This window comes from Dokdonella sp. (assembly GCF_019634845.1).
Taxonomy (GTDB): Bacteria; Pseudomonadota; Gammaproteobacteria; order Xanthomonadales; family Rhodanobacteraceae; genus Dokdonella_A.
This window is the reverse complement of record NZ_JAHCAQ010000004.1, coordinates 131499-156934: the sequence shown is the minus strand read 5'-3', so window position 1 is coordinate 156934 and position 25436 is coordinate 131499. Positions and strand designations below refer to the sequence as shown.

Below are 25436 nucleotides of genomic sequence, written 5' to 3'. Positions count from 1 at the left end.
CGTCCCGCGTCCGTTGCTGCGGCGAGCGGGTGCGGCGCGGCCCGCGCAGCGCATTGGAGGCTTCCTTGAGCATCGCCGCCAAGTTCGAAATCGAATATCTGCAATACCTCGATGTCGACGGCAAACCGGTCCGCAAGGACCTGCCCGAATTCACCAAGGACCTCGACCACATGGTCGAGCTCTACAAGCTCATGGTGTCCACGCGCGTCTTCGACGCCAAGTCGATCGCGTTGCAGCGCACCGGCAAGCTCGGCACCTATGCCTCGTGCCTGGGCCACGAGGCCGCCCACGTCGGCATCGGCAGCGCGATGCGGCCCGAGGACGTGCTGGCGCCGAGCTATCGCGAGTATGGCGCGCAGCTTTACCGCGGCGTGCGTCCGCGCGACGTCTACATGTACTGGGGCGGTGACGAGCGCGGCAACGATTACCAGAACGAGCCGGCGCGCCACGATTTCTCCTGGTCGGTGCCGATCGCGACCCAGTGCCTGCACGCGGCCGGCAGCGCGCTCGCCTTCAGGATCCGCGGCGAGAAGCGCGTGGCCGTGTGCACGATCGGCGACGGCGGCTCGTCGAAGGGCGACTTCATGGGCGCGATCAACGTCGCCGGCGCGCGCGAGCTGCCGCTGGTGGCCGCGATCGTCAACAACCAGTGGGCGATCTCGGTGCCGCGCAAGTACCAGACCGGCGCGCAGACGCTGGCGCAGAAGGGGCTGGCCGCCGGCCTGCACTGCATCCAGGTCGACGGCAACGACATCATCGCCGTGCGCAAGGCGATGGGCGATGCGATCGAGCGCGCCCGCAACGGCGACGGCGGCAGCGTGGTGGAACTGGTGACCTATCGCCTCGGCGACCACACCACGGCCGACGACGCGCGCCGCTACCGCGGCAAGGACGAGGTCGACGCGGCCTGGCACAAGGATCCGGTCAAGCGCCTGCGCAACTGGCTCGAAGGCAAGAAGGCCTGGGACCAGAAGAAGGAGGACGCCTGGCACCACGAGTGCGACGAGTGGATGGACAACGAGGTGAACGCCTACCTGCAGACCGGCGCGCAGCCGATCGGCGCGATGTTCGACTACACCTTCGCCGAACTTCCGGCCGAACTGGAGAAGCAGCGCGAGTTCGCGCTGTCCCTTGAACAGCAGGCGCACTGACCATGGCCCAGATCACCCTCATCGAAGCAGTCACCCAGGCCATGGCCTACGAAATGCAGCGCGACCCGAGCGTGGTCGTGCTCGGCGAGGACGTGGGCGTCAACGGCGGCGTGTTCCGCGCCACCCAGGGCCTGCAGCAGAAGTTCGGCGAGCTGCGCGTGCTCGACACGCCGCTCGACGAGCTGACGATCGCCGGCCTCACGGTGGGCCTGGCCGCACAGGGCATGAAGCCGATCGCCGAAGCGCAGTTCGAGGGCTTCATCTATCCGATGATGGAGCACATCGTCTGCCACGCCGCGCGCATGCGCAACCGCACGCGCGGTCGCATCACCTGTCCGGCCGTGTTCCGCGCGCCGTGGGGCGGCGGCATCCACGCCCCCGAGCACCACTCCGAGGCCAACGAGCACCTGTTCGCCAACGTGCCGGGCCTGCGCGTGGTGCTGCCCTCGTCGCCGGCACGTGCCTACGGCCTGCTGCTGGCCGCGATCCGCGACCCCGATCCGGTGGTGTTCTTCGAGCCCAAGCGCATCTATCGCCAGTACAAGGAAGAGGTGCCCGACGATGGCGAGGCACTGCCGCTCGACGTGTGCTTCGTGCTGCGCGACGGCAGCGACGTGACGCTCGTCACCTGGGGCGCGCAAGTCAAGGAATGCCTCGAGGCGGCCGACCAGCTCGCCGCCGACGGCATCAGCGCCGAGGTCATCGACGTCGCCACGCTGACGCCGCTCGACTTCGACACGATCGCCGAGTCGGTCAACAAGACCGGCCGCTGCGTGATCGTGCACGAGGCGCCGCGCACGGCGGGCTTCGGCGGCGAGATCGCCGCCCGCGTGGCCGAGGAATGCCTGTACAACCTGCTCGCGCCGGTCGAGCGCGTGACGGGCTACGACATCCACACGCCGCTGTACCGGCTCGAAGGCAAGCAGTTGCCGAGCACGGCGCGCGTGGTCGCTGCCGCCAGACGGACGCTGGCGGCGAGTTGAGACGCGGGAGCGCGGCGCGGGACGGCGCAGGCACTGCCGACATCGGTCCAGGCGGCATCACGCCGACACCGATCGACGCGGCCCGCGAGCGGTCCCGAGTCCGCTCCCGACCACCCCATACTCCATTCCCATTTCCCCATTCCCGGATTCGACGCCATGGCCGAACAAAAGACGTTCCATCTTCCCGATCTCGGTGAAGGCCTGCCCGACGCCACCATCGTCGAGTGGCTGGTCAAGGAAGGCGACAGCGTCAAGCTCGACGCGCCGCTGATTTCGATGGAAACGGCCAAGGCCGTGGTCGAGGTGCCCTCGCCGGTCACCGGCAAGCTGCTCCGGCAGCACGGCAAGGCCGGCGACGTGATCGTGACCGGCGCGCCGCTGGCCGACTTCGAACTCGACCCCAAGGGCAAGCAGCGCGCCGACAACGCCGCGGCCCATCATCACCACGCGCCGGCGCCGGCCGCCGCCGCGCCAGCGGCTGCGGCACCTGCCACTGGCGGCGAACGCGCCGATGAAGGCACCGTGGTCGGCGCCGTGCAGAGCAGCAACGAGGTGCGCAGCGAGGCCGTCGCCAGCGTCGGCGGCGTCAAGGCCGTGCCGGCCGTGCGCGCGATGGCGAAGAAGCTCAAGGTCGACCTCACGCGCGTCACGCCAAGCGGCGCCGGCGGCGTGGTCACCCTGCAGGACGTCAAGAACGCCGCCGCGGCCGGCACCGCCACGCTCGGCGCCGCACCGGCCAGCGCGCCCGTGGCAGTCGCCAGCATGCCGGCGGCGCCGGCCCAGCCGGCGCAGCGCAGCACGGTCTCGCTCGGCGGCAAGCCGATGCGCACCGCGCCGCCGGGCGTCGCCGCAACCGGCCAGCCCGAGCAGCTCAAGGGCGTGCGCCGCAACATGGCGCGCGTGATGGCCGACGCGCGCGATCGCGTGGTGCAGACCACGATCGTCGACGACGCCGACCTGCATGCCTGGCTCGGCAAGCAGGACATCACCTCGCGCACGATCCGCGCGATCGTCGCCGCCTGCCGTACCGAACCGGCGCTCAATGCGTGGTTCGACGACCAGAACCTCACGCTCACGCGCCATCCGCACGTCGATCTGGGCATCGCCGTCGACACCCCCGATGGCCTGTTCGTGCCGGCGCTGCGCAACGCGCACCTGCTCGATGCGCGCGGCCTGCGTGAAGGCATCAACCGCCTGCGTGCGCAGGTCGAGGATCGCTCGATCGCGGCATCGGAACTGAGCGGCTACACGATCAGCCTGTCGAACTTCGGCATGTTCGCCGGCCGCTACGGCACCGTCGTGGTGGTGCCGCCATGCGTGGCCATCGTCGGCGTGGGCAAACTCAGCCACGACGTGGTCGCCGTCATCGGCGGCATCGAGGTGCACCGGCGCCTGCCGATCTCGCTGACCTTCGACCACCGCGCCTGCACGGGCGGCGAGGCCGCGCGCTTCCTCAAGGCGATCCTCGACGACCTGGCGCTGCCGCAGTAAGGCCACCCGCGCCGCGCCGGAAGCAAGCCTCCGGTGCGGTGCGGCCGCGCGTGGCTGCTCGCGGACGCCGCCTGCCGCACCATTGCCGGTTCCGCGATCTGCCACGGCCGCACCATGTCGCCCACCGATCCCATCGCCTCCGACCCTGCCGCCCGCCTCGCGCGGCGACGCCGGCTCACGCACGGCCTGGCGCTGCTGACCGCGCTGCTCATGCTGGGCGTCATCGGCCTGAGCGCATTCATCCGACTCGCGCAGACACCGCTCGCCGGCGCCGACTTCGCCGACGCGATCGCGATCGCGCGCGCGGCGCACCGCGTCAGCGCCAGCGCGCTGCTCGTGCTCGCCTTCATGCTGCTCGCCACGACCCTGCTGCTGCGACCCGTGCTCAGGCGCGCGGCACGCCTCGCCTCGGGCATCGTGGCGTGCACGCTGTGGCTGGCGGCTCTGGGCATGGCCAGCCGCGGCTCCACGGCGCCGGCGGTGGTGCTCGGCAACCTGCTCGGCGGCTTCGCCATGTTCGCGCTGTGCCTGCGCCTGGCGCTCGCGAGTCGCGACGACGCCGCCGGTCACGGCGGACTGCGGCGCCCGGCCGCGTGGGCGCTGCTCGCCTCGCTGCTCGCGATCGTGCTCGGCGCACTGGCCAGTGCCACCGCGTTGCCGCCGAGCTGCGACGGCTGGCGTGAGTGTCTCGAGGCTGCCCGCGTCGCCGGTTGGGACTGGCAGATCGTCAATCCCTGGTTTGCGCCGACCGCGGGCGCCGGACCGGGCCTGCTGCAACGCGACGCCTGGCTGCAGCTGTTGCATCGCGGCGCGGGCCTGTTGGCGCTGCTGACACTGCTGCGCCTCGACTGGGCCGCCTGGCGGCAGCGTGCACACGCCGGCACCACTCCGCTCGCGGTGCTCGTCGCGCTGGAACTCCTGCTCCTCGCCAGCGCGCTGCTGCCCGTCGGCTTGGCGCAGGCGCTGGCGCACAATCTCGCCGCCGCCCTGCTGCTGGGCTGGCTCGCGCGGTGGGCCTGAACCGGTTCCTGACGGCGCGGCAACGACCGCGCGGGGTTTGTGCAACGGCGGGCCGCGGCGTGTATCATGCGCCGCTTCGTTTTATCCATCCATCCGTATTGAAGGATATGTCGCCGCGATGAGCAGCTACCTCTTCACCTCCGAATCGGTTTCCGAAGGCCATCCGGACAAGATTGCCGACCAGATTTCCGACGCCGTGCTCGATGCCATCCTCGTGCAGGACAAGCGCGCGCGCGTGGCCTGCGAGACCATGGTCAAGACCGGCGTGGCGATCGTCGCCGGCGAGATCACCACCAGCGCCTGGATCGACCTCGAAGCACTCACGCGCAAGGTCATCCTCGACATCGGCTACGACAGCTCCACCGTCGGTTTCGACGGCGCCACCTGCGGCGTGCTCAACCTCATCGGCAAGCAGTCGCCCGACATCAACCAGGGTGTGGACCGCAAGAAGCCCGAGGAACAGGGCGCCGGCGACCAGGGCCTCATGTTCGGCTACGCCACCAGCGAAACCGACACCTTCATGCCGGCCGCGATCCATCTCTCGCATCGCCTCGTCGAGCAGCAGGCCAAGGTGCGCAAGAAGCGCAACTCGCCGCTGCCATGGCTGCGCCCCGATGCCAAGAGCCAGGTCACGCTGCGCTACGAGAACGGCAAGGCGGTCGCGATCGATGCCGTCGTGCTGTCGACCCAGCATGATCCGTCGGTCAAGCAGAAGGACCTCATCGAGGCCGTGCGCGAGCACATCCTCAAGCCCGTGCTGCCGACCAAGTGGCTGCACAAGGGCACCAAGTACCACATCAACCCGACCGGCAAGTTCGTGATCGGCGGGCCGGTTGGCGACTGCGGCCTCACCGGCCGCAAGATCATCGTCGACACCTATGGCGGCTGGGCCCGTCATGGCGGCGGGGCGTTCTCGGGCAAGGATCCGTCCAAGGTCGACCGTTCGGCCGCCTATGCCGCGCGCTACGTGGCCAAGAACATCGTCGCCGCCGGCATTGCCGACCGCTGCGAGGTGCAGGTGTCGTACGCGATCGGCGTGGCGCACCCGACCTCGATCTCGGTCACGACCTTCGGCACCGGCAGGATCGCCGACGACAAGATCGAGAAGCTCATCCGCAACCACTTCGACCTGCGGCCCTACGGCATCATCAAGATGCTCGACCTCGTGCATCCGATGTACCAGGCGACCGCCAGCTACGGCCACTTCGGCCGCAGCCCGCACGAAGTGAAGCTGCCCAGCGGCGAAACCTTCACCGCGTTCTCGTGGGAGAAGACCGACAAGGCCGCCGAACTGCGCAAGGCCGCCGGCCTCAAGTAGCACCGCAAGTCCGGGCGCGACGAGCCGTGAATGCGGCTCGTCCGCATTCGCCGACGGCACCCCGGCGCGTGGCATACTCGCGCCGCGCTGTACCCGCGCGGAACGGCAATGACCTCGCCCGACGACATCACCCGCCTGCTGGCCGCATCGCGCCTTGGCGACGATGGGGCCGCCGCGCAACTGGCGCCGTTGATCTACGGGGAGCTGCGCCGCATCGCACACAGCCGACTCGCCGCCTCTGCCGCCGACGCGACGCTGTGCACGACCGCGCTGGTCCATGAAGCCTTCCTGCGGCTGCTCGGCAGCAAGGCGAGCTTCCCCGATCGCGGTCACTTCTACGCCTACGCCGCCAGCGCCATGCGCAGCATCGCGGTCGACCATGCGCGCCGCCGCCAGGCGCAGCGGCGCGGCGGTGATCACGGCGCCGTCATGCTCGACGAGCATGACGACGAGCACCCTGGCCCCGACCGCGTGCTCGCGCTCGACCAGGCACTGCGCCAGCTCGGCGCCTGCGATGCGCGGCTGTGCCAATTGGTCGAATGGCGCGTGTTCGGCGGACTGGCGCTGAGCGAGATCGCACCACTGCTCGGGGTTACCGACCGCACGCTCAAGCGCGACTGGCGCAAGGCACGCGCACTGCTCGCACACCTGCTCGAGACCGCGCCGGCACCCGCGCCATGATCCTCGATGCCGCTCGCTACGCGCGCCTGTCGGCGCTGCTCGACGCGACGCTGGAGCTCGATGCCGCAGCCCGCGCGGCGCTGATCGAGGACCTGCGCGCGCGGGAACCGGAGCTGGCCGCCGACCTCACTGCCTTGCTCGCCGCCGATGCCGCGCCGCAGCCCATGCTCGATGATCCGCTGCCGCTCGATGCCAAGGCGCCCGCCAGCGCACGCGCCTCCATCGATCGGCTCGGTCCGTTCCGCCTCGTGCACGAGCTGGGCCGCGGCGGCATGGGCGTGGTGTGGCTGGCCGAGCGCGATGACCCCGATGTGCACCAGCAGGTCGCGCTCAAGATCATCCACCCCGACTTCGACGGCGCACTGGCGCGCCATTGTTTCCGCCGCGAATGCGCGATCCTCGCCACGCTCGAACACCCGCACATTGCCCACTTGGTCGATGTCGGCGTCGACGCACATGCCGGCCCATGGCTGGCGCTCGAATACGTGGTCGGCGAACCGATCACCAGCCATGCCGACCGCCACCAGCTCGGCTTGCGCGCCCGCCTCGCGCTGCTCGCGAGCGCCTGCCGCACGGTGCAGTTTGCGCATGCGCGCCTGGTCGTGCACCGCGACCTGAAACCATCCAACATCCTCGTCGACGCATACGGCGCGGTGAAGCTGCTCGACTTCGGCGTCGCGGGCCTGCTCCAAAGCGGCGCCACGGGAGCCACCGATGGCGAAGCACTGGCGACCGCCGGCATCACGCCCGACTACGCCGCGCCCGAGCAACTGCGCGGCGAGCCGGCGACGGTCGCCAGCGACATTTTCGCGCTCGGAATCGTGCTGTTCGAACTGCTCGCCGGGGCGCGCCCGTGGCCGCGCGGGCAGCGCATGCCCGAGGCAACGCCGCCGCTCGCGTCATCGCTCGCACCGCACCCGCTGCAGCGCGCCCTGCGCGGCGATCTCGATGCGATCATCGCCAAGACGCTCGCCAACGACCCCGCTGCCCGCTACGCCTCGGCCGATGGCCTTGCCGACGACATCGAGCGCCACCTGCTGCAACAACCCGTGCGCGCCCGTGCCGCCACGCGCCGCTATCGCCTGGGCAAGTTCCTGCGCCGCCACGTGGTTGGCGCGGCCACCACGACACTGGTTGCGCTGGCGCTCCTCGCCGGCGCCAGCGTGGCCTGGTGGCAGGCGCGCATCGCCAGCCGCCAGACCCAGCGCGCCGAGGCCGTGCGCGGCCTGCTCGTCGACATGTTCATGATCGCCGATCCCGACCTGACCCAGGGGCGGCCGGTCACGGCACGCGAATTGCTGGCCGAAGCGGCACGCCGTGTCGCGCTTGCACCGGACAGCGACCCACTGCTGCGGGCCGACATCGATGCCACGCTCGGCGAGGTGGCGCGTCGCGTTGGCGACTACGCGACGGCGCTGCAGCGCCTGCGCAGTGCCGAGGCCACGCTGGCACAACAGCCCCGCGTCGCCGCAGCGCAATTGCTGGGGCTTCGCGTCGACCTGGCCGATGCGCTGCGCCTCGACGGCAAGCTGCACGAGGCAGCCGACCTGGTGGCCACGGTGCTGGCCTCGGTGCCGGTCGATGCACGCCGATTGCGCAGCCGCGGCCTGGCGCTGCAGGCGCAGGTGTTGACCGACCTCGGCGACTTCGACTCAGCCGAGCGCTCGGCACAGGCGGCGCTGGCACAGGACGCCGCACTGGCCGACCCGGTCGCGAGCGCGCGCGACAGCGACGTGCTGGCGGAACTGTCCTATGCGCGCGGTGACTTCGAAGTCGCCGTGACCCGCTTCAGCGCCGTGCTCGCGGCGCAGCGCGCGCTGCATGGCGAAGTGCACACCGCGGTGGCGCAGGCCCAACAGGACCTGGGCGTCGCGCTGACCGGCGCTGGCCGCTACGCGGCCGCGCTCGATGCGCTGGCCGCCGCGCATGCGCTGTATGTAAAGCTGCTCGGCCCCGAGCATCCGGCAGTGGCGAGCGTTCTCATGAACTGGGGCGATGCCTTGCGCCAGTCGGACCAGCCCGATGCCGCCGAGCCCAAGTATCGCGCGGCGCTGGCACTGGACGAAAAGCAGCTCGGCGCCGACCACCCACAGACCTTGCTGGCACTCAACTCGCTGGCCACCCTGCTCGCGCAGCGCGGTCAGGATGACGCGGCGCAAGCGCTGTTCGAGCGCGTGCTCGCCGGCAACCGGCGCCTCTTCGGCGAACACAACGGCAAGCTCGTGCCGACCATGATCGCGTTGGCTGGACTGGCAGCCCGCCGCGGCGATTACGCGGGCTCGATTGCGCACGACCGCGAGGCGCTCGCGCTCGCCGATGCCGCGCTCGGTCCCGACAACGCCAGCGGTGACGTGGCACGGCGTGATCTGGGCTATACGCTGGCGATGCACGGCGATACCGCAGCGGGTATCCCGCTGCTGCGCAGCGCGCTCGAGCATCAGCGCGCGCGCTACGGCGAGCAGCATCCCGAAGTCATCCTCCTTGGCGCCCGCCTCGCGCAGGTGCTCGCCTGCACCGGCGCGCTCGATGAGGCCTTCGCGCTGGCCAACACAGCGCATGCGGCGGCGCTGGCGATACTGCCCGCCACGCATCCGTTCCGGGCCCACGCCACCGTCGTGCTCGCTCGCGTCGATCTGCTGCGCGGCGACGCGGCTGCAGCGCGTGCGCTGCTCGATGGACTGCGCGCCGATCATGTCGCCGGCTACGCCCCCCCACTTCGCCTCCGAGCTCGACTTGCTCGGGCTGCAGGCGCGCGCCGCCGGCGGTGACCGCACGGCGCTGGCCGAACTCGCGCAGCGCGGCGCGGCGCTGCGCGCCCAGTTGCCGCCGCTGCTGCGTGCGCAGCGCTGAACGGCTACAAGCTCAGGGCTGCTCGAAACCGTCGGCGAAGATCACGTCGGTGAACACCGACTCGTCGGCGAAGACGAAGATGTCGCTGCGGCCGTTGGTGTCGCCCGGATCGAGATCACTCGCCTTCGACTCGAACACCATCGACAGGCCATTGGCGCTGACCGCCAGCGAGTAACCGGAGTCGCCGTTGCCGGGCTGGCCGTCGTTGCCGCGCACGCTGATGAGCTCGTGCGTGCCCTGACCGAGGTTGTTCTGGCCCGGCACGTAGAGGAACACCTGCGAGCGCTGGTTGGTACCGTCGGACTTGTACGCACAGGCCATGACGATGGTGCCGATGTCCGACACCGACGAGGCCTGGCAGTAGTTGGCGTAGCTGGCCGGAATCACGGCCGGCCGCGGCACGGGATAAGTGGTCTGGGTCTGGCGGTCGCGCAGGTACACGCCGCTGTTGCCATCGCAGGTGCCGCCCGCCTGGCCGAGGCCGCCGTAGCAGGCGTTGCGGAACGTGACGAAGCGGCCGCTCGGCGACATCGCGAGCCCGTAGGTGAAGGCGGTGCTCGCCGGCCCATTCGCACCGACACGGCTCACGAGCTCGGTGGTGTTGGTCTGCAGGTCGCGTACCCAGGTCTGGCGACCGGTCACGCCCGGCACCAGCGTGCCGTCGCAGTTCATCCCCACATGGCGGCCATCGGCCGACACCATGCGCGGGACGATGTTGCAGTAACCGTCCGAAGGGCTGCCGTCGCTCTTGACCGAGGCCACCTTGACCTGTCCGCTCACCATGTCCTTGACGATGACCTGATCGCGCCCGCCGGTGGCCACGCCGAGGTTGCTCGACGAGGCGACGAACACCACGCTGCGGCCGTCGGCCGAGATCGCCACGCCATCATCCTGCACGTAGTTGTTGGCCGGGGTCCAGCCCGCATCGGAACTGGCGACCTGGATCTCGCCGGTCTGGCGGTCCTTGCGCACGACCTGCCAGCCACTGCCGAACAGGCTGCCGTAGGTGAGGAAGGCGACGTATCGTCCATCGGCGGAAGCCACCGGCGCTTCGCCACGGAATGCCACGCCGGTACTCGTCTTCGACACCGTCTCGACCACGCCCAGGTCGAGGTCGACCGCGATGGCGCGCGTGCCGTGGAAGCCATCGTCGGGCCCCCAGTTGGTGGCGGCCGAGGAAAACACCACGGTGCGCCCGTCGGCCGACACATCGACCGCTTCGGAATCGTTGTTGGGTTGCAGGCCAGCGCCGGGCACGACGCGGCCGTAGACGAACTCGGCGTGGGCCGGAGCGGCCAACGACGCCAATACCGCCAACGCGACGGCATGGAACGACGGATGAATGGCAAACGGGCGGTGCATGGCGCTCTCCGGCGGCAGGGGATTTGCCAGACTGTTACGCGGTGCGGTGCCGATTCCCGCAACGGTGCGCCCAGGCACGACGCGCAGCCGGCGCGCAGTCAGCCACGGCAACGACCGCGCCGGCGCCATTACATCGGCACACGCAATCGCGCCACAATGCCCCACCCCGTGCTGCCGCGACCCGCGATCCCATGCGCCTTGCTGCCTTCGCCTGCCTCGTTCTCGTTCTCGCCGCCACTCCCGGCGCAACCGCCGTCGCCGCTGATTCGACCACCGCGCCACGCACCTGCCTCGTGCTTGGCGGCGGCGGCGCGCGCGGCACCGCCCACATCGGCGTGCTCAAGGTGCTCGAGCGTGAACACATCGCGATCGATTGCATCGCCGGCACCTCGATGGGCGCGATCGTCGGCGGCATGTACGCCAGCGGCTACGACTCCGAGCAGATCGTGGCCGCCCTCGACAGCATCAACTGGAGGGACACGTTCCGCGACGACCCCTCGCGCGAGGACCTGCCGATGCGGCGCAAGGAGGACGACCTGCGCTTCGTGGCAGCCGTCGAGCTGGGCCTCAAGGACGGCCGCATCGCGTTCCCGCGCGGCGCGATCCAGGGCCAGAAGCTGCAACTGATCCTGCGCCGGCTGTTGCTGTCGGTCATCGGCGTCGACGAGTTCGACGCGCTGCCGATCCCGTTCCGCGCCATTGCCACCGACATCGGACGCGGCGAGAAGGTGGTGTTCGCGCGCGGCGACCTCGCCCTGGCGATTCGCGCCAGCATGTCGGTGCCGGGCGCGATTGCGCCGATGCGCATCGATGGCCGGCTCCTGGTCGATGGCGGCATCACCGACAACCTGCCGATCGATGCCGCGCGCGACATGGGCGCCACGCGCATCATCGCGGTCGACGTGAGCGCGGTGCTGGCGCCCGACGACAAGCTCAATTCGCCGTTCGCGATCGCCAACCAGATGCTGACCGCGCTGATGCGGCGGCAGACCGAAGCCCAGATCGCCACGCTCGGTGCCGACGACCTGCTGATCAGGCCCGACCTGGGCGACCTCGGCAGCGCCGACTTCGATCAGGCGCAGCGGGGCGTGGCGATCGGCGAGGCAGCCGCCGAAGCCGCGCTGCCGCAACTGCGCCGCTATGCGGTCGATGCCGAGCGCTACGCCGCGTTCCAGGCGCGCCATCGCACGCGGCCGTTCGATGCACCGCTCATCGCCTTCCTCGACGTGCAGCGCAATCGCAGCCGCACCGCCGGCTACGTCGACAATCGGCTGTCGCCGCTGGTCGGACAGCCGTTCGACGTGCGACGCACCGAGCACGAGATCGGCCGCGCATTCGGCGAAGGCAGTTACGAGCGCATCACCTATACGCTCGAGCGGCGCGGCGACGAGACCGGTCTGCTCGTGGTACCGGTCGACAAGGGCTGGGGGCCCAACTTCCTGCGTGCGGGCCTGCGCTTGTCCGATGACTTCGCCGGCCGCAATGGCTACCAGCTCACGGGCGAGGCCAACTTCACCGGCCTCAACCAGCATGGCGGCGAGTGGCGCAACCGGGTCGAACTGGGCCGCATCACGGGCCTGCATTCGGAATTGCGCCAGCCGTTCGGCAGCGCGGGCCAGTTCCACGTTTCACCCTACTTCGATTACTCGGCGTTCAACTTTCCGCTGCGCTTCGGCGGCCATGTCGACGTGGCGCAGTACCGCCTGCGCAACACCACGGCGGCGTTCGAACTGGGGTACTCGCCCAGCCCGCACTGGCAGTTCGGCGCCACGCTCGAGTACATCCATTCCAGCGCGCAGCTCAAGATCGGCACCGACATTCCCGGCATCCGCAACGATCTGGGCGGCCTGCAGCTCCGCCTCACGCACGACAGCCTCGACAGCGGAGGGTTCCCGAGTCGCGGCACACGGTTGGATCTGTCACACGACTACCTGCCACACCAGCTCAGCAGCGGCGACACCGCCAACCTGACGCGCCTGCGCTGGGACCACGCGTGGTCGCCCACGCGCAGCGACCACTTGCTGTTCGGCCTGCGCGGCAACCTGGCGCATGGCGGCGCTGACTTCGTGGCGGCCTACAGCCCGCTCGGCGGCCTGGGCAATCTGTCGGGCTATACCGAGTACGAGCTTTTCGCGCGCCAGACGCTGCTGGCGCGCACGGTCTACTACCACCGCCTGACCGACGCCAGCGCGCTGTTCAGTGTGCCGGTGTACCTGGGCGGCAGTCTCGAAGCCGGCGGCCTGTGGAACGAGCCCGGTCAGGTGCGCCTGGGTGACATGGCCTTCGCCGGCAGCCTGTTCCTCGGCATGGATACGCCACTGGGACCGATGTTCCTCGGCTATGGCCATGCGCAGGGCAGCCACAACGCGTTCTACCTCACCTTCGGCTCGCTGCTGCGACCCGATCACTAGCAACCGGCGCGCCGGCCGCGGCCCGCGAACAGGCACGCATTGCCGCGGCCGGCCTTTGCCGCTAGCGTCGCCAGCACGTCGCCCGCAGCCAAGCCGGGCGGCGGCGATCCACTGCTCGAGGGGTGCATCATGTCGGAGACAAGCAACCGTTCATCCAGCACGGTCACGCGCGATGGCTGGGCCGTGGCCGGCGTGCAGCGTGCCGCAGGCGCCGACGGGCGTGCGCGCGTCGAGGTGATCGTGCGCGGCACGGCCACCGGCAGCGTCGACCGCGGCGAGGGTTCGGATCGCCTGCGCGTGTCGGTTTGGGACGATGGCCAGGAGCTCGATTTCCGGATCGTCGAACTGCCGCTGGATGCCGCCACGCGGGTCGAGGTGCGGCTGGGCTTCGACGGCCAGTACGCGACCACCGCCGACGGCATCGGCATCACGGTGACGGCCGGAACCGAGCCCGGCGGCGAACGCATCTTCGACCTCGATCCGTTCTTCCCCAGGCCGGGCTGAGACCGCCACCGACGACTGCGGCAAGGCGCCGCCATCGGGTGTGATATTTCGCGCCCCGGCGCGAATCATTCCGGCAGACAACCCGGAGTGAGGTCCATGACCAGTGCGGTACTGACGATGGCGCAGGCGCGGCAACAACAGTTCCAGGCCCTGCTCGAACGCCACCGCGGCGTCGTGTTCAAGGTGGCCAACAGCTATGCACGCGGCGCACAGAACCGCGAGGACCTGGCGCAGGAAATCGCCGCGCAACTGTGGCGCGCGTTTCCGCAATACGACGGTACGCGCGCGTTCTCGACCTGGATGTACCGCGTCGCGCTGAACGTGGCGATCTCGCACCTGCGCGAGCGCAGTCGCTACGACCAGCATCATCAGGCGCTCGATCCAGCCGACCACGAGGTGGCGATTGACGAAGCCGACGCCGAGTCCGCTGCGCGCGTGCGCGAACTGTACCGCCTGATCGACTCGTTCGATCCACTCAACCGCGCGCTGTTGCTGCTGTATCTCGACGAACGCAGCCAGCGCGAGATTGCCGAGATTCTCGGCCTGACCGAAACCAACGTGGCGACCAAGATCGGGCGGCTCAAGTCGAGCCTGCGCGACAAGCTCGCCGCCGCCACCTGACAACCACGGAGACGACCATGGAACTCGATGACCTCAAACCTGCCTGGCAAGCGCTCGATCGCAGCCTGGAACGGCAGTCGACACTGAACCTGGCGATCTTCCGCGCGGGCCGCGTCGACCGCTTGCGCGGCAGCCTGCGCCCGTTGTTCTGGGGTCAGCTCGCGCAGATGCTGCTGCTTGGCCTGCCGTTCATCGCGCTGGCCACGCTGCTGTGGGCCAGCCAGCCGCAGCACGCGGCCGTGATCGTCGCCGGCGTGATCGTGCATGCCTACGGCGTGTTCGCGATCGTCAGCGCCGGCATCGTGCTCGGCCAGATCGGCCGCATCGACCACGCCGAGCCGGTGCTGGAAATCCAGAAACGGCTGGCCCGGCTGCGCAAGCTGTACATCCGCAGCGGCATGGTCGTTGGCCTGCCCTGGTGGTTCCTGTGGATCGCGATCCTGCAGGTGCTGGCCGGACTGCGCGGCGTGGACCTCGCGCACACGGCACCGTCGATGCTGTGGATCGGCTACGGCCTCGGCGCCGCCGGCCTGCTCGGCACCGCGTGGCTGCATCGTTGGGCACGCCGCCCCGAACGTGCCGCGCTCGGCGCGAAAATGGACGCCAGCCTCAGCGGCGGCAGCCTGCGCAAGGCGCAGGCGCAGTTGGACGAACTGCTGCGCTTCGAGCGCACCTGAGCCCATATATCCGTCCATCGCGAAGCAGCGATATAATGACGCCCCTCGCCGTCGAGGGGCGCTGCAAGTCCGGGCCACTGGTTCCGGAATCAGGCTCGGCCGGCATCCAGCTCCACCCTGCAACTGCGCCCGTTGACCCTCACGCATCGCGCCGGCATGTCCGCCGCGCGAGCCTGACCGAACCGGAGTTGCACATGAACGCTGTGACGAAGCCCGCCATGGGCGAATACAAGGTTGCCGACATCACGCTGGCCGACTGGGGCCGCAAGGAAATCAACATCGCCGAGCATGAAATGCCGGGCCTGATGTCGATCCGCAAGAAGTACGCGCCGCAGGCGCCGCTCAAGGGCGTGCGCGTGACCGGCTCGCTGCACATGACGATCCAGACCGCGGTGCTGATCGAGACGCTGCGCGATCTCGGCGCCGACGTGCGCTGGGCTTCGTGCAACATCTTCTCGACCCAGGACCACGCCGCCGCCGCGATTGCCGCCTCGGGCACCCCGGTGTTCGCATGGAAGGGCGAGACGCTCGAGGAATACTGGGACTGCACGCTCGACGCGCTGAGCTTTGCCGGCGGCAAGGGTCCGCAGCTCGTCGTCGATGACGGCGGCGACGTGACGCTCTTGATCCACAAGGGGTACGAACTCGAAAACGGTTCCGACTGGGTCAACACCCCGTCGGGCAACCACGAGGAACAGGTCATCAAGAACCTGCTCAAGCGCGTGCATGCCGAGCGCCCCGGCTTCTGGGCCGGCGTGGTCAAGGAGTGGAAGGGCGTATCCGAGGAAACCACCACCGGCGTGCATCGCCTCTACCAGCTCGCCGAAGCCGGCAAGCTGCTGGTGCCCGCGATCAACGTCAACGACTCGGTCACCAAGAGCAAGTTCGACAACCTCTACGGCTGCCGCGAATCGCTGGCCGATGGCCTCAAGCGCGCGATGGACGTGATGCTCGCCGGCAAGGTCGCGGTGGTGTGCGGCTACGGCGACGTCGGCAAGGGTTCGGCGCATTCCCTGCGCGCCTATGGCGCCCGCGTGGTCGTCACCGAGATCGATCCGATCAACGCCCTGCAGGCGGCGATGGAAGGCTTCGAGGTCAATACCGTCGAATCGACGCTGGGCCGCGGCGACATCTACGTCACCACCACCGGCAACAAGGACGTGCTCACGCTGGCCCACCTGCAGGCGATGAAGGACCAGGCCATCGTCTGCAACATCGGCCACTTCGACAACGAGATCCAGGTCGACGCGCTCAAGGCGCTGGCCGGCATCCGCCACACCAACATCAAGCCGCAGGTCGACCAGTACACGTTCAAGGACGGTCGCAGCATCTTCCTGCTCGCCGAAGGGCGCCTCGTCAACCTCGGCTGCGCCACCGGCCATCCGAGCTTCGTGATGTCCAATTCCTTCAGCAACCAGACGCTGGCGCAGATCGACCTGTGGGCGAACAAGGACCGCTACGAGCCCAAGGTCTACATCCTGCCCAAGAAGCTCGACGAGGAAGTCGCGCGGCTGCACCTGGAAAAGATCGGCGTGAAGCTGACCACGCTCACCGCCGAACAGGCCGCCTACCTCGGCGTGCCGGTGGAAGGACCGTACAAGCCCGACCACTACCGCTACTGAGCGGTCGACGTCGATCGCAGTCTGAAAAACGGGCGCCGCGAGGCGCCCGTTTTGCGTTGTGGCGAGTCACGCAGCCACGCGCCGACGTGCGCGCCGCAGCGAGGTCGGCGCGCACTGGCCGCGACGGCGCGAAAAGGTTTAGCCTATGCCGACATCGCGGGCGCGCATCGGCAGGGGCAGTCGCGCAAGAACCTGGTCTGGCGGTGGGTCGGCTCGTGCGCGGCAGCGGCGGTGGAGGCAGCATCGCCGCGACGCCGCCGACGTGGCCCGGCGGTCTGCCCCGTCCGCAACGCGCCATGGGCGCGCCACCAGCAACGGAGCGACGATGACCCCGACGGCGGACCACTCCCCACCGCGCGTGCCCGACCCGGCCCGACTGGCCCAGGTGCAGGCGCTGGGCGACCTGCATGAACCCTATGCCCACGGCGCGGCAGCCGATGCGCTATTCCTGGCCGCGATGAACGAGATCCTCGACTGGCACCGCCAGCGCAACCCGTTCTACGCCCGCCTGCTCGACCAGCACGGACTGCGCGACGCCCGCGTCGCGAGCATCGCCGACTGCGCCGCGCTGCCGCCGATCCATGCCAATTTCTTCAAGACCCACGAGGTCTGCTCGGTCGCGCCCGAGGACGTGGTGCTGCACCTGACCTCATCGGGCACCACGGGCCAGAAGTCGCAGATGTTCTTTGATGCCTGGTCGATTGGCGCCGGCCAGGCCATGGTCGAGAAGATCTTCCGCCACTACGGCTGGATCCAGGACACAGCGGTCAACTACCTGCTCGTGAGCTACGAGCCGCAGCCCAACATGAAGACCGGGACCTCGTGGACCGATCACTCGCTGATGCGCTACGCGCCGGCGCACGACGCGCGCTACGTGCTGCGCGCGACCGGCAGCGGCGGCCACGAGTTCGACATCTTCGGCACGATCCGCGCCCTGCAGGATTTTGCCGAGCAGGGACTGCCGGTGCGCATCTTCGGCTTCCCGGCCTTCGTCAACGCCACGCTCGAACGCATGCGCGCGCTGGGCCTGCCGCCACTCACGCTCGCGCCGGGCTCGATGACCTTCTTCGGCGGCGGCTGGAAGGGCCAGGCCGACAAGGCGATCCCGAAGGCGCAGTTGCAGGCGCGCATCGAGGAACAGCTCGGCATCCCCACCGCGCTCGTGCGCGACGGCTTCGGCTCGGTCGAGCATTCGGTACCCTATGTCGAGTGCCCGCGGCACCGCTTCCATGTGCCGGTGTGGTCGCGCGTGGTGGTGCGCGACGTGGCCACGCTCGCGGTGCTGCCGGCCGGCCAGCCCGGCTTCCTGCACTTCCTCGCGCCCTACTTCACCGCGGCGCCGACGCAGAGCGTGCTGATGGGCGACCTTGCCGCCTGGTATCCGGGCGAGACCTGCGGCTGCGGCCTCGCGGCGCCGTGGTTCGACCTGCTCGGCCGCGCCGGCCAGGGCAAGAACCGCAGTTGCGCGGTGGCCGCCGCCGAACTGCTGAAGGGGAATGCGGCATGAACGCGATCCTGCCCGATCCACGCACGCCGCATCTTTGGCAGGGCCAGTGGCTCGACGATGCCGCGCTCGATGCGCGGCTCGCCACGCTGGCCGGCGACCTGCACCACGACCTGTCACGCACCGCGCCACTGGCCGCGCTGCTGCAGGCAGCGGACGCGCTGTGCTCGCGCCTGGGCGATGGCCCCGGCCACGATGCGGCGCTGGTGGCGGCACTGCTGCAGACCCTGCAGCAGGATCCGGCCACCGACGCGCAGCAGGCCCGCGAAGCGCTGGCTGCAGTGCGCGACAACCTTACCCCCGAGGCGCTGCGGCAGAAGCTGCGGCGCGAACTGGGCAGCCTGCGCCCGCACGTGCCACGCCGCATCGACGCCGGCGACGGCGCCTTCGAGGCCTGGGCGCCGCTGGGCCTGCTCGTGCACGTGGCGCCCGGCAACGTGGCGACGGTGGCACCGCTATCGGTGGTCGAGGGGCTGCTTGCCGGCAACCTCAACGTGCTCAAGACCAGCGGCCAGGCGCCGCCATTCGCGCAGCAGCTCCTGGCCGCCCTGCTGGACTGCGATGCCAGCGGCACGCTGGCGCCGTTCATCAGCGTGGTGGCGGTGCCCTCGCGGCAGATCGAGCGGCTCAAGCCGCTGTTCGCGCTGGCCGACGGCATTGCCGCCTGGGGCGGCGAGGCCGCGGTGGCCTCGATCGCCGCGCTGGCGCCCAGCGGCTGCCGCGTGGTCGACTGGGGCCACAAGATCTCGTTCGCCTACCTCGCCGCGCAGTGCCTGGCCGACGAAGCCGTGCTCGAGGCCGCCGCCAGCGAAGTGTGCCTGCTCGAACAGCAGGCCTGTTCGAGCCCGCAGTGCCTGTACGTGGAGGTGTCCGACCGGGCCGAACTGTTCGCCTTTGCCGAGCGCTTCGCGCAGGTGCTCGCGCGCGTCGCCGCGCGTATGCCGAGCGCAGCGGGCGCCCAGCCACAGCAACAGGAATGGGCCGACATCACCACCGCGCATCTGCTGGCGGAGCTGGAAGGCGCCTGGGCTGGAACCACGCGCGTCATCAGCGCGCCCGGGCGCGCCTGGCGCGTGTTTGCCGAGGACCATCCGGCGCTGCGCGCCTCGCCGCTGTTCCGCAGCATCTGGATCAAGCCGCTGCAGCCGGCGCAGATCGTCGACACGCTGCGGCCGATGCGGCGCTGGCTGCAGACGGCAGGACTGGCCGCACCGATCGAGCGCATCGCGGCGCTGTCGACGCGGCTCATCGCCGCCGGCGTGACGCGCGTGACGCGCGTGGGCGAACAGCTCGGCGGCTATGCCGGCGAACCGCACGACGGCGTCTACGCGCTGCAGCGCTACAGCCGGCGCGTCGGCATCGAGCTTGGCCCCGCGCTGCGCGACGTGTCGAGCTTCGAGGAGCTCACCCCGCCCGCCAATCCGCTGCGGCCCGGCACGCCGGTCATGGACAAGGCCGCCTTCGTCGCGCTGCAACCCGATCCGGCGCAGGCGCACCTGCTCGTACGCAGCGGTGGCAGCTCGGGCGCGCCCAAGTTCTCGGCCTACAGCTGGGAGGACTACCACGCACAGATGCGCGCGGCGGCCGACGGCCTGCGCGCGGCCGGCCTCGAACCCGACCGCGACCGCTGCATGAACCTGTTCATGGCCGGGCACCTGTATGGCGGCTTCATCAGCTTCTGGTCCATCCTCGAAAACCTCGGCGCGGTACAACTGCCGATGGCCGGCATCGAGGATCTGGGCGAGGTCGCACGAACGATCGTCGCGCGCAAGGTCGACACCCTGCTCGGCATGCCGTTCTACCTGGGTCGCCTGTTCGAGGAACAGGCACCATTGCTGCGCGACTACCGCGGCGTGCGCAAGCTGTTCTTCGGCGGCGAGCACATGGATCCGGCGATGCGCGAGCGCCTGACGCGCGAGTTCGGCGTGGAACTGATCCGCGCCGCCTCGTACGGCAGCAATGACGCGGGCCCGCTCGGCTACCAGTGCCGCCACTGCGACGAAACCACCTACCACGTGCTGACCCAGTCGCAGTACCTGGAGATCCTTCAGCTCGACGCCGACCGCCCGGTGGCGGCGGGGCAGCCGGGCCGCCTCGTGTTCACCTCGCTGCGACGCGCGGTGGCGCCGGTCGAGCGCTACGAAATCGGCGACATGGGGCGCTGGATCGAAGCACCCTGCGCCTGCGGGCGCGCGGCGCCGCGCTTCGAGCTGCTCGGCCGCTGTGGCGACGTGTTCCGCGTGGGCGACTACCTCAGCTACAACCGCTTCGTGCAGACGCTGGCCGAGGCCGGCTACAGCGGCCCGCTGCAGATCGAGCTGAGCCATGACGGCCGCCTGCATCGCATCTGCGTGCGCGTGCTGGCCGCTGCCACCACCGACGTGTCCGCCCTGCGCACGCTGCTGCTGGCCGGCGACCCGATCCTGCGCGAGGAAGTCGAAGGCGCGCTCGCCTCAAGCACGCTCACGGTCGTGGGCGCCGCGCTGGGCGAGTTCGTCGCAGCACCGGTCACCGGCAAGCTCAAGTCCATCGTCGATCTGAGGAATCCCGCATGATCAGCCACCACGAGCTCGACACCCTCGTCGCCGTCGCGCGCGAACTGTCGCCCTACTATCGCGAGCTTTATGCCGGGCTGCCGTCGCGGCCGACGCTGGAGCAGTTGCCGGTGGTCGAGCAGAAGTCGTTCTGGGCCGCCAACACGCAACGCGACAACCGCCTGCTGACCGGTCCGCTGCACGACGGCATGGTGTTCAAGAGCGGCGGCACCACCGGCGAGCCCAAGTTCTCGATCTACAGCCGCGTCGAATGGGAAGCCTTCACCGGCGTGTTCGGCATGGGGCTCGATGCCGGCGGCCTGCAGGAGGGCGAGCGCATCGCCAACCTGTTCTATGTCGGCGACCTGTATTCCTCGTTCATCTTCATCATGCGCTCGCTCGACCATGCGCGTGCCAACACCTTGCAGTTGCCGCTGTCGGGACGAGCCGATCCGGCCACCGTCGAGCACGCGGTGGCAGACTTCGGACTCACCACCCTGGTCGGCACGCCGACCACGCTGCTGACGCTGGCCACGCACTACATCGCGGCCGGCAAGACCGCCCCGGCGGTGCGCCGCCTGCTGTTCGGCGGCGAGTCGATGTACGCCGACCAGCGCGCCACGCTGGCGCGCGCCTTCCCCAACGCCAGCGCACGTTCGGTCGGCTACGCCAGCGTCGATGCCGGCCTGCTCGGCTACGACGACGAGTCCTGCGGCCCCGACGAACACCGCATGTTCAGCCGCTACGCGATCATCGAGATCATCGACGAGGTCGACGGCACGCCGATCCGCGAGGAAGGCAAGGTCGGGCGCGTGGTGGTCACCAACCTCACGCGCCTGCTGATGCCGATCATCCGCTACCCGGCCGGCGACATGGCCTGCTGGAGCGAGCCGGCGGGCAGCAATCCCGACCGCCGGTTCCGCCTCATGGGACGCAGCGAGGAAGGCGCCCGGGTCGGTCCGGCCACCCTCTACATCGAGGATGTGCGGCGCGTGCTCGGCATGTTCCACGACCCGCTTGGCGCCACCGACTTCCAGCTCGTGGTCGAGCACGCGCAGCACCGCGACCGCCTCACGCTGCGCCTCGCCAGCGAGGCCGCCGCCGCGCAGCAGGCCACGCTCGGCGCGGCCATCGTGCAGCGCCTGCATGCCGAGCGACCGATGCTGCCCGACCTCATCGCGCAGGATCTGATCCATCCGCTCGCGATCGAATGGACGGCACCGGGCTCGCTCGAGATCAACGAGCGCTCGGGCAAGCTCAAGCGCGTCATCGACCGTCGCCATGAGCAGCGCTGAGGCGGGCCTGGCAGCCGGCGCCTGCCGGCTCCGCTTGACCAACGAGGCCGGCGCGAGCGCGCTGGCCTGCGCGCTCGCGCGCAGCTACGCGGCGGCGCTCGGCTTCGACGAACGCGGCCTGGCGCAGATCGAGCTCGGGGTCGAGGAGGCCGTCTCCAACGTCGTGCGCCACGCCTTCGCGCCCGACGAGTTGCAGCATTTCGACGTCACGCTGCAGCGCCACGTGCTGGGCCTGGAAATCCTCATCGACGACCAGGGTCTGCCGTTCGACCCGACGCGGGTGACCGCCTATGACCCCGCGCGCGAGCCGCAGGCGCAGGTCGAGGCCGGGCTCGGCATGCATCTGATGCGCAGCGCGTTCGACGAGGTCGAGTATCGCAACCTCGGCCGCGGCGGCAAGCAGACGCGACTGCTCAAGTACCACGCGCTGGAGCCGATCGGCGAGCGCGTGCTGCCGGCCGAGGTCGGCACCAGCGACGACGCCATCGCCGCGATCCGCCCGCTGCGCGAGGAAGATGCGCTCGAGGTCAGTCGCCTGATCCACGACGCCTACGGCTATTCCTATCCCTACGAGCACATCTACTTTCCCGAGCGCGTGATCGCGCTCAATCGCAGCGGCGCGCTGCAGTCGGCGCTGGCGGTCACCGGCACGGGCCGCATCGCCGGCCATGCCGCGCTGGTCAGCGATCCGGAGCGGCCCGAGCGCGCCGAGCTGGCGATCGTGGTCACCCGCACGCAGTACCGCGGCCAGGGCGTGGCGCGCCGGCTCGGCGACCATCTGCTCGATGTGGCCTACCAGCGTGGCCTGCGCCTGCTGTTCACCAACGCGGTGACCGCCCATCCCTACACCCAGCGCTTCATGCACGAGCTCGGCTTCCGTGACTGCGCGCTGCTGCCGGGACACGCGCCGGCCTCGCTGCGTTTTCGCCGCATCGCCGAGAGCCTGCCCCAGCGCGAGAGCTGCATGCTCGCGGTGCGCTATCTCGATGCCAGCGCGCAAACGCCTCGCCGCATCACCGCGGCACCGACGCAGCGCGCCGCACTGCAGGCGATCTATGCCGGACTTGGCATTCCGCTGCAGTGGATCATGGCCGAACATGCCGGCGCCAGCCTGCCCGCACACGGCAGCATGGATGCGGCGCTGCATGCCGGACTGGAGCTGGCGCAGCTGCGCATCGTGCGCTGGGGCGAGGACAGTCTGCCGCTGCTGCGCGCGCGACTGGCACAACTGCGCCGCGAACGCATGGCGGTGGTCGAGCTCGAAGTGCCGCTCGCCGATGCGCACAGCGCGCGCATGAGCGACGCCCTGGAGGCGCTGGGCTTCGTATTCAGCGGCATCTGGCCCGGCACCACGCCGGCCGAAGACCAGCTCATCTACAACCATGTGGCTGATCCGGGCTTCGACTACGACGCGCTCAAGATCCACTCCGACCTCGGCCAGCGCCTGCGCACGATGATGCGCGAACACGGCACGCCCGCCGCATGAAGGCGCTGCGCCGGCTCGGTCGCCTGGCGACACGCCTGCATGCGCGTCTCATCGTTGCACTCGCGCTGCTGCTCGTCGCCAGCGAGGGCGTGCGCATGTACGTGGGCTACCACGACGACCGCGTCGAGGCCGAGCGCCAGGCGCGCAGCTTCCTGGTCGAAGTCACGCGCCAGCGCGCCACCGCGCTGGCCGCGCGCCTGGCCGCCGTGATGCAGGCCACGCGCTCGGCCGGCTGGTTCCTCGCCTCGGGTCATCTCGATCACGACCCGGATACGCTGCTCGACATCCTCAGCGGCGTGGTCGGACAAAGCCCCGACATCTACGGCAGCGCGATCGCCTTCGCGCCGGCCACGGATGCGCACGTGTACTACGTCGGCCGCATCGGCGGGCGACTCACGCGCCTGCAGCAGGACGACGGCGAGGTCCACTACAGCACGCGGGACTGGTTCGTCGAGCCGCGGCGCAGCGGCCAGCCATACTGGACTGCGCCCTACTTCGACACCGGCATCGGCGACGTGCGCATGGTCACCTATTCGGTGCCATGGCAGACGCACACCGGCAGCACCGCCGTGGTGACCGCCGACATCGCGCTCGATGCGTTCGATACCGGTTGGAGCAGCCCGTGGGGCGGTGCCAGCCGCCTCGTCGGCGCGCACGGCAATTACCTCACGCGCAGCGGCGACATCGAGGCGCCCGGCAGCGGCATCTTCGACATCGCGCACAAGCTCGCACTGCCGCAACTGGAGGCCGCCGGGCGCGCCATGCTGCGCGGCGAAAGCGGGCTCATGCAGCTCGACACCCCGAACCTGCCGAACGGCCGGCTGTGGATGTCGTGGGCGCCGGTCGGCGACACCGGCTGGAGCCTCGTCGGCCTGCTCGAGGAAGACCGCGTGCTGGCCAATGCCCGCGCCCAGCTCGCGCACCAACTGGCGCTATCGCTGGCCACGCTGCTGCTCGTGCTGGTGACGCTGGCCTGGCTCACGCGGCGCCTGACCCGGCCACTGGACGCGCTGCGCCGCGTCGCGCGCGCCGTCGAGCAGGGCGATGCGGCGCAGCGCACCGGACTGGGCGCCGGCAACGACGAGATCCACCAGTTCGCACACGCCTTCGACGACATGCTCGATGCGCTCGCGCGCAGCCAGACCGAACGCATGCGCGAAACCGCGCAACGCCAGCGCATCGAGGGCGAACTGGCCGCCGCGCGCGAGATCCAGCAGCGCCTGCTGCCGCCGCCGTGGCCAGAGTGGAGCCGCGCCAGCGGCCCGCTGCCGGGCTTCGAATTCCATGGCCTGTGCGAACCCGCCACGCTCATGAGCGGCGACTTCTACGATGCCTGGCTGCTCGACGCCGATACCGTCGCGCTCGTCATCGCCGACGTCTGCGGCAAGGGCACGCCGGCCGCCCTGTACATGGCGATGGTACGCACCCACCTGCGCGACTTCTCTGCCCGCACCCAGTCGCCGGCGCAGACGCTGGCCGTGCTCAATCACGTGCTCGCCAGCGCTGGCCACGACGGCATGTTCGTGACGCTCGTGCTGGCCCACTACCGCTGGCGCGACGGCGGTCTCACCTATGCCTGCGCCGGTCACCCGCCGCCACTGCTGCTGCGCGCGGATGGACAAGTGGAATCCCTGGCCCGGCATGCCGCACTGGTCGGCGCGTTCGATGCGGTCGAGTACGTCGATGCGCAGGCACGGCTGGCGATCGGCGACACCCTGCTGCTCTACACCGATGGCGTGACCGAAGCGGGCGAGATTGCCGATCTGTACGGCCAGGCGCGCCTCGAATCGCGTTTGGGCGCCAACACCGGCCAGGCTCCGGCAACGCTGGCCGCGGCGATCGTCGACGACGTGCTCGCCTGGTGCCAGGGCGCGCCGCAGGACGACATCACCCTGCTTGCGGTACGGCGCAGTGCCACGGCCTGAC

At 70.0% G+C, this 25436-nt stretch carries 18 protein-coding genes and 1 riboswitch; of the genes, 17 read left to right on the top strand and 1 reads right to left on the bottom strand.

Going from position 1 to position 25436, the window contains the following annotated elements:
• Nucleotides 1-65: 65 nt before the first annotated feature.
• The 7 genes from pdhA (at nt 66) to KF903_RS04400 (ending at nt 9412) form a co-directional block, all read left to right on the top strand.
• Complete coding sequence (gene pdhA, locus KF903_RS04430; protein ID WP_291211525.1) at nt 66-1151, top strand: pyruvate dehydrogenase (acetyl-transferring) E1 component subunit alpha; 1086 nt, start codon at nt 66-68, stop codon at nt 1149-1151.
• Nucleotides 1152-1153: 2 nt separating this feature from the next.
• Nucleotides 1154-2134: an alpha-ketoacid dehydrogenase subunit beta gene (locus KF903_RS04425; protein WP_291211522.1), complete on the top strand. Its 981-nt coding sequence runs from the start codon at nt 1154-1156 to the stop codon at nt 2132-2134.
• 156 nt (nt 2135-2290) lie between these two features.
• Complete coding sequence (locus tag KF903_RS04420; RefSeq protein ID WP_291211520.1) at nt 2291-3625, top strand: dihydrolipoamide acetyltransferase family protein; 1335 nt, start codon at nt 2291-2293, stop codon at nt 3623-3625.
• A 114-nt stretch (nt 3626-3739) separates the two neighbouring features.
• Nucleotides 3740-4645, top strand: a complete 906-nt coding sequence (locus KF903_RS04415; RefSeq protein ID WP_291211518.1) for a COX15/CtaA family protein — start codon at nt 3740-3742, stop codon at nt 4643-4645.
• 118 nt (nt 4646-4763) lie between these two features.
• Nucleotides 4764-5963 (top strand): methionine adenosyltransferase, encoded by a 1200-nt coding sequence (metK, locus tag KF903_RS04410; RefSeq protein WP_291211516.1) that lies wholly within the window; start codon nt 4764-4766, stop codon nt 5961-5963.
• A 108-nt stretch (nt 5964-6071) separates the two neighbouring features.
• A complete protein-coding gene (locus KF903_RS04405) occupies nt 6072-6644 on the top strand; it encodes an ECF-type sigma factor (protein WP_291211515.1) in 573 nt (190 codons plus the stop codon).
• A complete protein-coding gene (locus tag KF903_RS04400; RefSeq protein ID WP_291211513.1) occupies nt 6641-9412 on the top strand; it encodes a serine/threonine-protein kinase in 2772 nt (923 codons plus the stop codon). Before KF903_RS04405 ends, KF903_RS04400 begins: the two co-directional genes overlap by 4 nt.
• A gap of 94 nt (nt 9413-9506) precedes the next feature.
• Here KF903_RS04400 and KF903_RS04395 read toward each other — a convergent pair whose 3' ends face one another.
• Nucleotides 9507-10856: a hypothetical protein gene (locus KF903_RS04395; protein ID WP_291211510.1), complete on the bottom strand. Its 1350-nt coding sequence runs from the start codon at nt 10854-10856 to the stop codon at nt 9507-9509.
• A 191-nt stretch (nt 10857-11047) separates the two neighbouring features.
• On the opposite strand from KF903_RS04395, the gene KF903_RS04390 reads away from it, so the two are divergent.
• From KF903_RS04390 to KF903_RS04345, 10 genes are all read left to right on the top strand, one after another.
• On the top strand, nt 11048-13267 hold the full coding sequence (locus KF903_RS04390; protein WP_291211508.1) for a patatin-like phospholipase family protein: 2220 nt from the start codon (nt 11048-11050) through the stop codon (nt 13265-13267).
• A 129-nt stretch (nt 13268-13396) separates the two neighbouring features.
• Nucleotides 13397-13771: a hypothetical protein gene (locus KF903_RS04385; RefSeq protein ID WP_291211504.1), complete on the top strand. Its 375-nt coding sequence runs from the start codon at nt 13397-13399 to the stop codon at nt 13769-13771.
• 96 nt (nt 13772-13867) lie between these two features.
• A complete protein-coding gene (locus KF903_RS04380; protein ID WP_291211501.1) occupies nt 13868-14392 on the top strand; it encodes a sigma-70 family RNA polymerase sigma factor in 525 nt (174 codons plus the stop codon).
• A gap of 17 nt (nt 14393-14409) precedes the next feature.
• A complete protein-coding gene (locus KF903_RS04375; protein WP_291211499.1) occupies nt 14410-15069 on the top strand; it encodes a serine/threonine protein kinase in 660 nt (219 codons plus the stop codon).
• 47 nt (nt 15070-15116) lie between these two features.
• Nucleotides 15117-15207, top strand: a riboswitch (S-adenosyl-L-homocysteine riboswitch).
• 56 nt (nt 15208-15263) lie between these two features.
• Nucleotides 15264-16691 carry an adenosylhomocysteinase gene (ahcY, locus tag KF903_RS04370; RefSeq protein WP_291211496.1) on the top strand — a complete coding sequence of 476 codons (1428 nt, stop codon included), beginning with the start codon at nt 15264-15266 and terminating at the stop codon, nt 16689-16691.
• Between the two features lie 325 nt (nt 16692-17016).
• Entirely contained in the window at nt 17017-18198 is a 1182-nt protein-coding gene (locus tag KF903_RS04365) for a hypothetical protein (RefSeq protein WP_291211493.1), read from the top strand.
• The gene (locus tag KF903_RS04360) at nt 18195-20750 is read left to right on the top strand and encodes an acyl-CoA reductase (protein ID WP_291211490.1); all 2556 of its coding nucleotides are present in this window, start codon (nt 18195-18197) and stop codon (nt 20748-20750) included. The genes KF903_RS04365 and KF903_RS04360 overlap by 4 nt, the downstream gene beginning before the upstream one ends.
• Entirely contained in the window at nt 20747-22024 is a 1278-nt protein-coding gene (locus KF903_RS04355) for a hypothetical protein (protein ID WP_291211488.1), read from the top strand. The genes KF903_RS04360 and KF903_RS04355 overlap by 4 nt, the downstream gene beginning before the upstream one ends.
• Nucleotides 22011-23510 (top strand): GNAT family N-acetyltransferase, encoded by a 1500-nt coding sequence (locus KF903_RS04350; RefSeq protein WP_291211485.1) that lies wholly within the window; start codon nt 22011-22013, stop codon nt 23508-23510. Before KF903_RS04355 ends, KF903_RS04350 begins: the two co-directional genes overlap by 14 nt.
• Entirely contained in the window at nt 23507-25435 is a 1929-nt protein-coding gene (locus KF903_RS04345; protein ID WP_291211482.1) for a SpoIIE family protein phosphatase, read from the top strand. Before KF903_RS04350 ends, KF903_RS04345 begins: the two co-directional genes overlap by 4 nt.
• Nucleotide 25436: the final 1 nt, after the last annotated feature.

Bases quoted from the DNA above. Each gene is read 5' to 3' on its own strand.
- KF903_RS04425 (WP_291211522.1), top strand. From the start codon at position 1,154: ATGGCCCAGATCACCCTCATCGAAGCAGTCACCCAGGCCATGGCCTAC.
- KF903_RS04420 (WP_291211520.1), top strand. From the start codon at position 2,291: ATGGCCGAACAAAAGACGTTCCATCTTCCCGATCTCGGTGAAGGCCTG.
- KF903_RS04415 (WP_291211518.1), top strand. From the start codon at position 3,740: ATGTCGCCCACCGATCCCATCGCCTCCGACCCTGCCGCCCGCCTCGCG.
- metK (WP_291211516.1), top strand. From the start codon at position 4,764: ATGAGCAGCTACCTCTTCACCTCCGAATCGGTTTCCGAAGGCCATCCG.
- KF903_RS04405 (WP_291211515.1), top strand. From the start codon at position 6,072: ATGACCTCGCCCGACGACATCACCCGCCTGCTGGCCGCATCGCGCCTT.
- KF903_RS04400 (WP_291211513.1), top strand. From the start codon at position 6,641: ATGATCCTCGATGCCGCTCGCTACGCGCGCCTGTCGGCGCTGCTCGAC.
- KF903_RS04395 (WP_291211510.1), bottom strand. From the start codon at position 10,856: ATGCACCGCCCGTTTGCCATTCATCCGTCGTTCCATGCCGTCGCGTTG.
- KF903_RS04390 (WP_291211508.1), top strand. From the start codon at position 11,048: ATGCGCCTTGCTGCCTTCGCCTGCCTCGTTCTCGTTCTCGCCGCCACT.
- KF903_RS04385 (WP_291211504.1), top strand. From the start codon at position 13,397: ATGTCGGAGACAAGCAACCGTTCATCCAGCACGGTCACGCGCGATGGC.
- KF903_RS04380 (WP_291211501.1), top strand. From the start codon at position 13,868: ATGACCAGTGCGGTACTGACGATGGCGCAGGCGCGGCAACAACAGTTC.
- KF903_RS04375 (WP_291211499.1), top strand. From the start codon at position 14,410: ATGGAACTCGATGACCTCAAACCTGCCTGGCAAGCGCTCGATCGCAGC.
- ahcY (WP_291211496.1), top strand. From the start codon at position 15,264: ATGAACGCTGTGACGAAGCCCGCCATGGGCGAATACAAGGTTGCCGAC.
- KF903_RS04365 (WP_291211493.1), top strand. From the start codon at position 17,017: ATGACCCCGACGGCGGACCACTCCCCACCGCGCGTGCCCGACCCGGCC.
- KF903_RS04360 (WP_291211490.1), top strand. From the start codon at position 18,195: ATGAACGCGATCCTGCCCGATCCACGCACGCCGCATCTTTGGCAGGGC.
- KF903_RS04355 (WP_291211488.1), top strand. From the start codon at position 20,747: ATGATCAGCCACCACGAGCTCGACACCCTCGTCGCCGTCGCGCGCGAA.
- KF903_RS04350 (WP_291211485.1), top strand. From the start codon at position 22,011: ATGAGCAGCGCTGAGGCGGGCCTGGCAGCCGGCGCCTGCCGGCTCCGC.
- KF903_RS04345 (WP_291211482.1), top strand. From the start codon at position 23,507: ATGAAGGCGCTGCGCCGGCTCGGTCGCCTGGCGACACGCCTGCATGCG.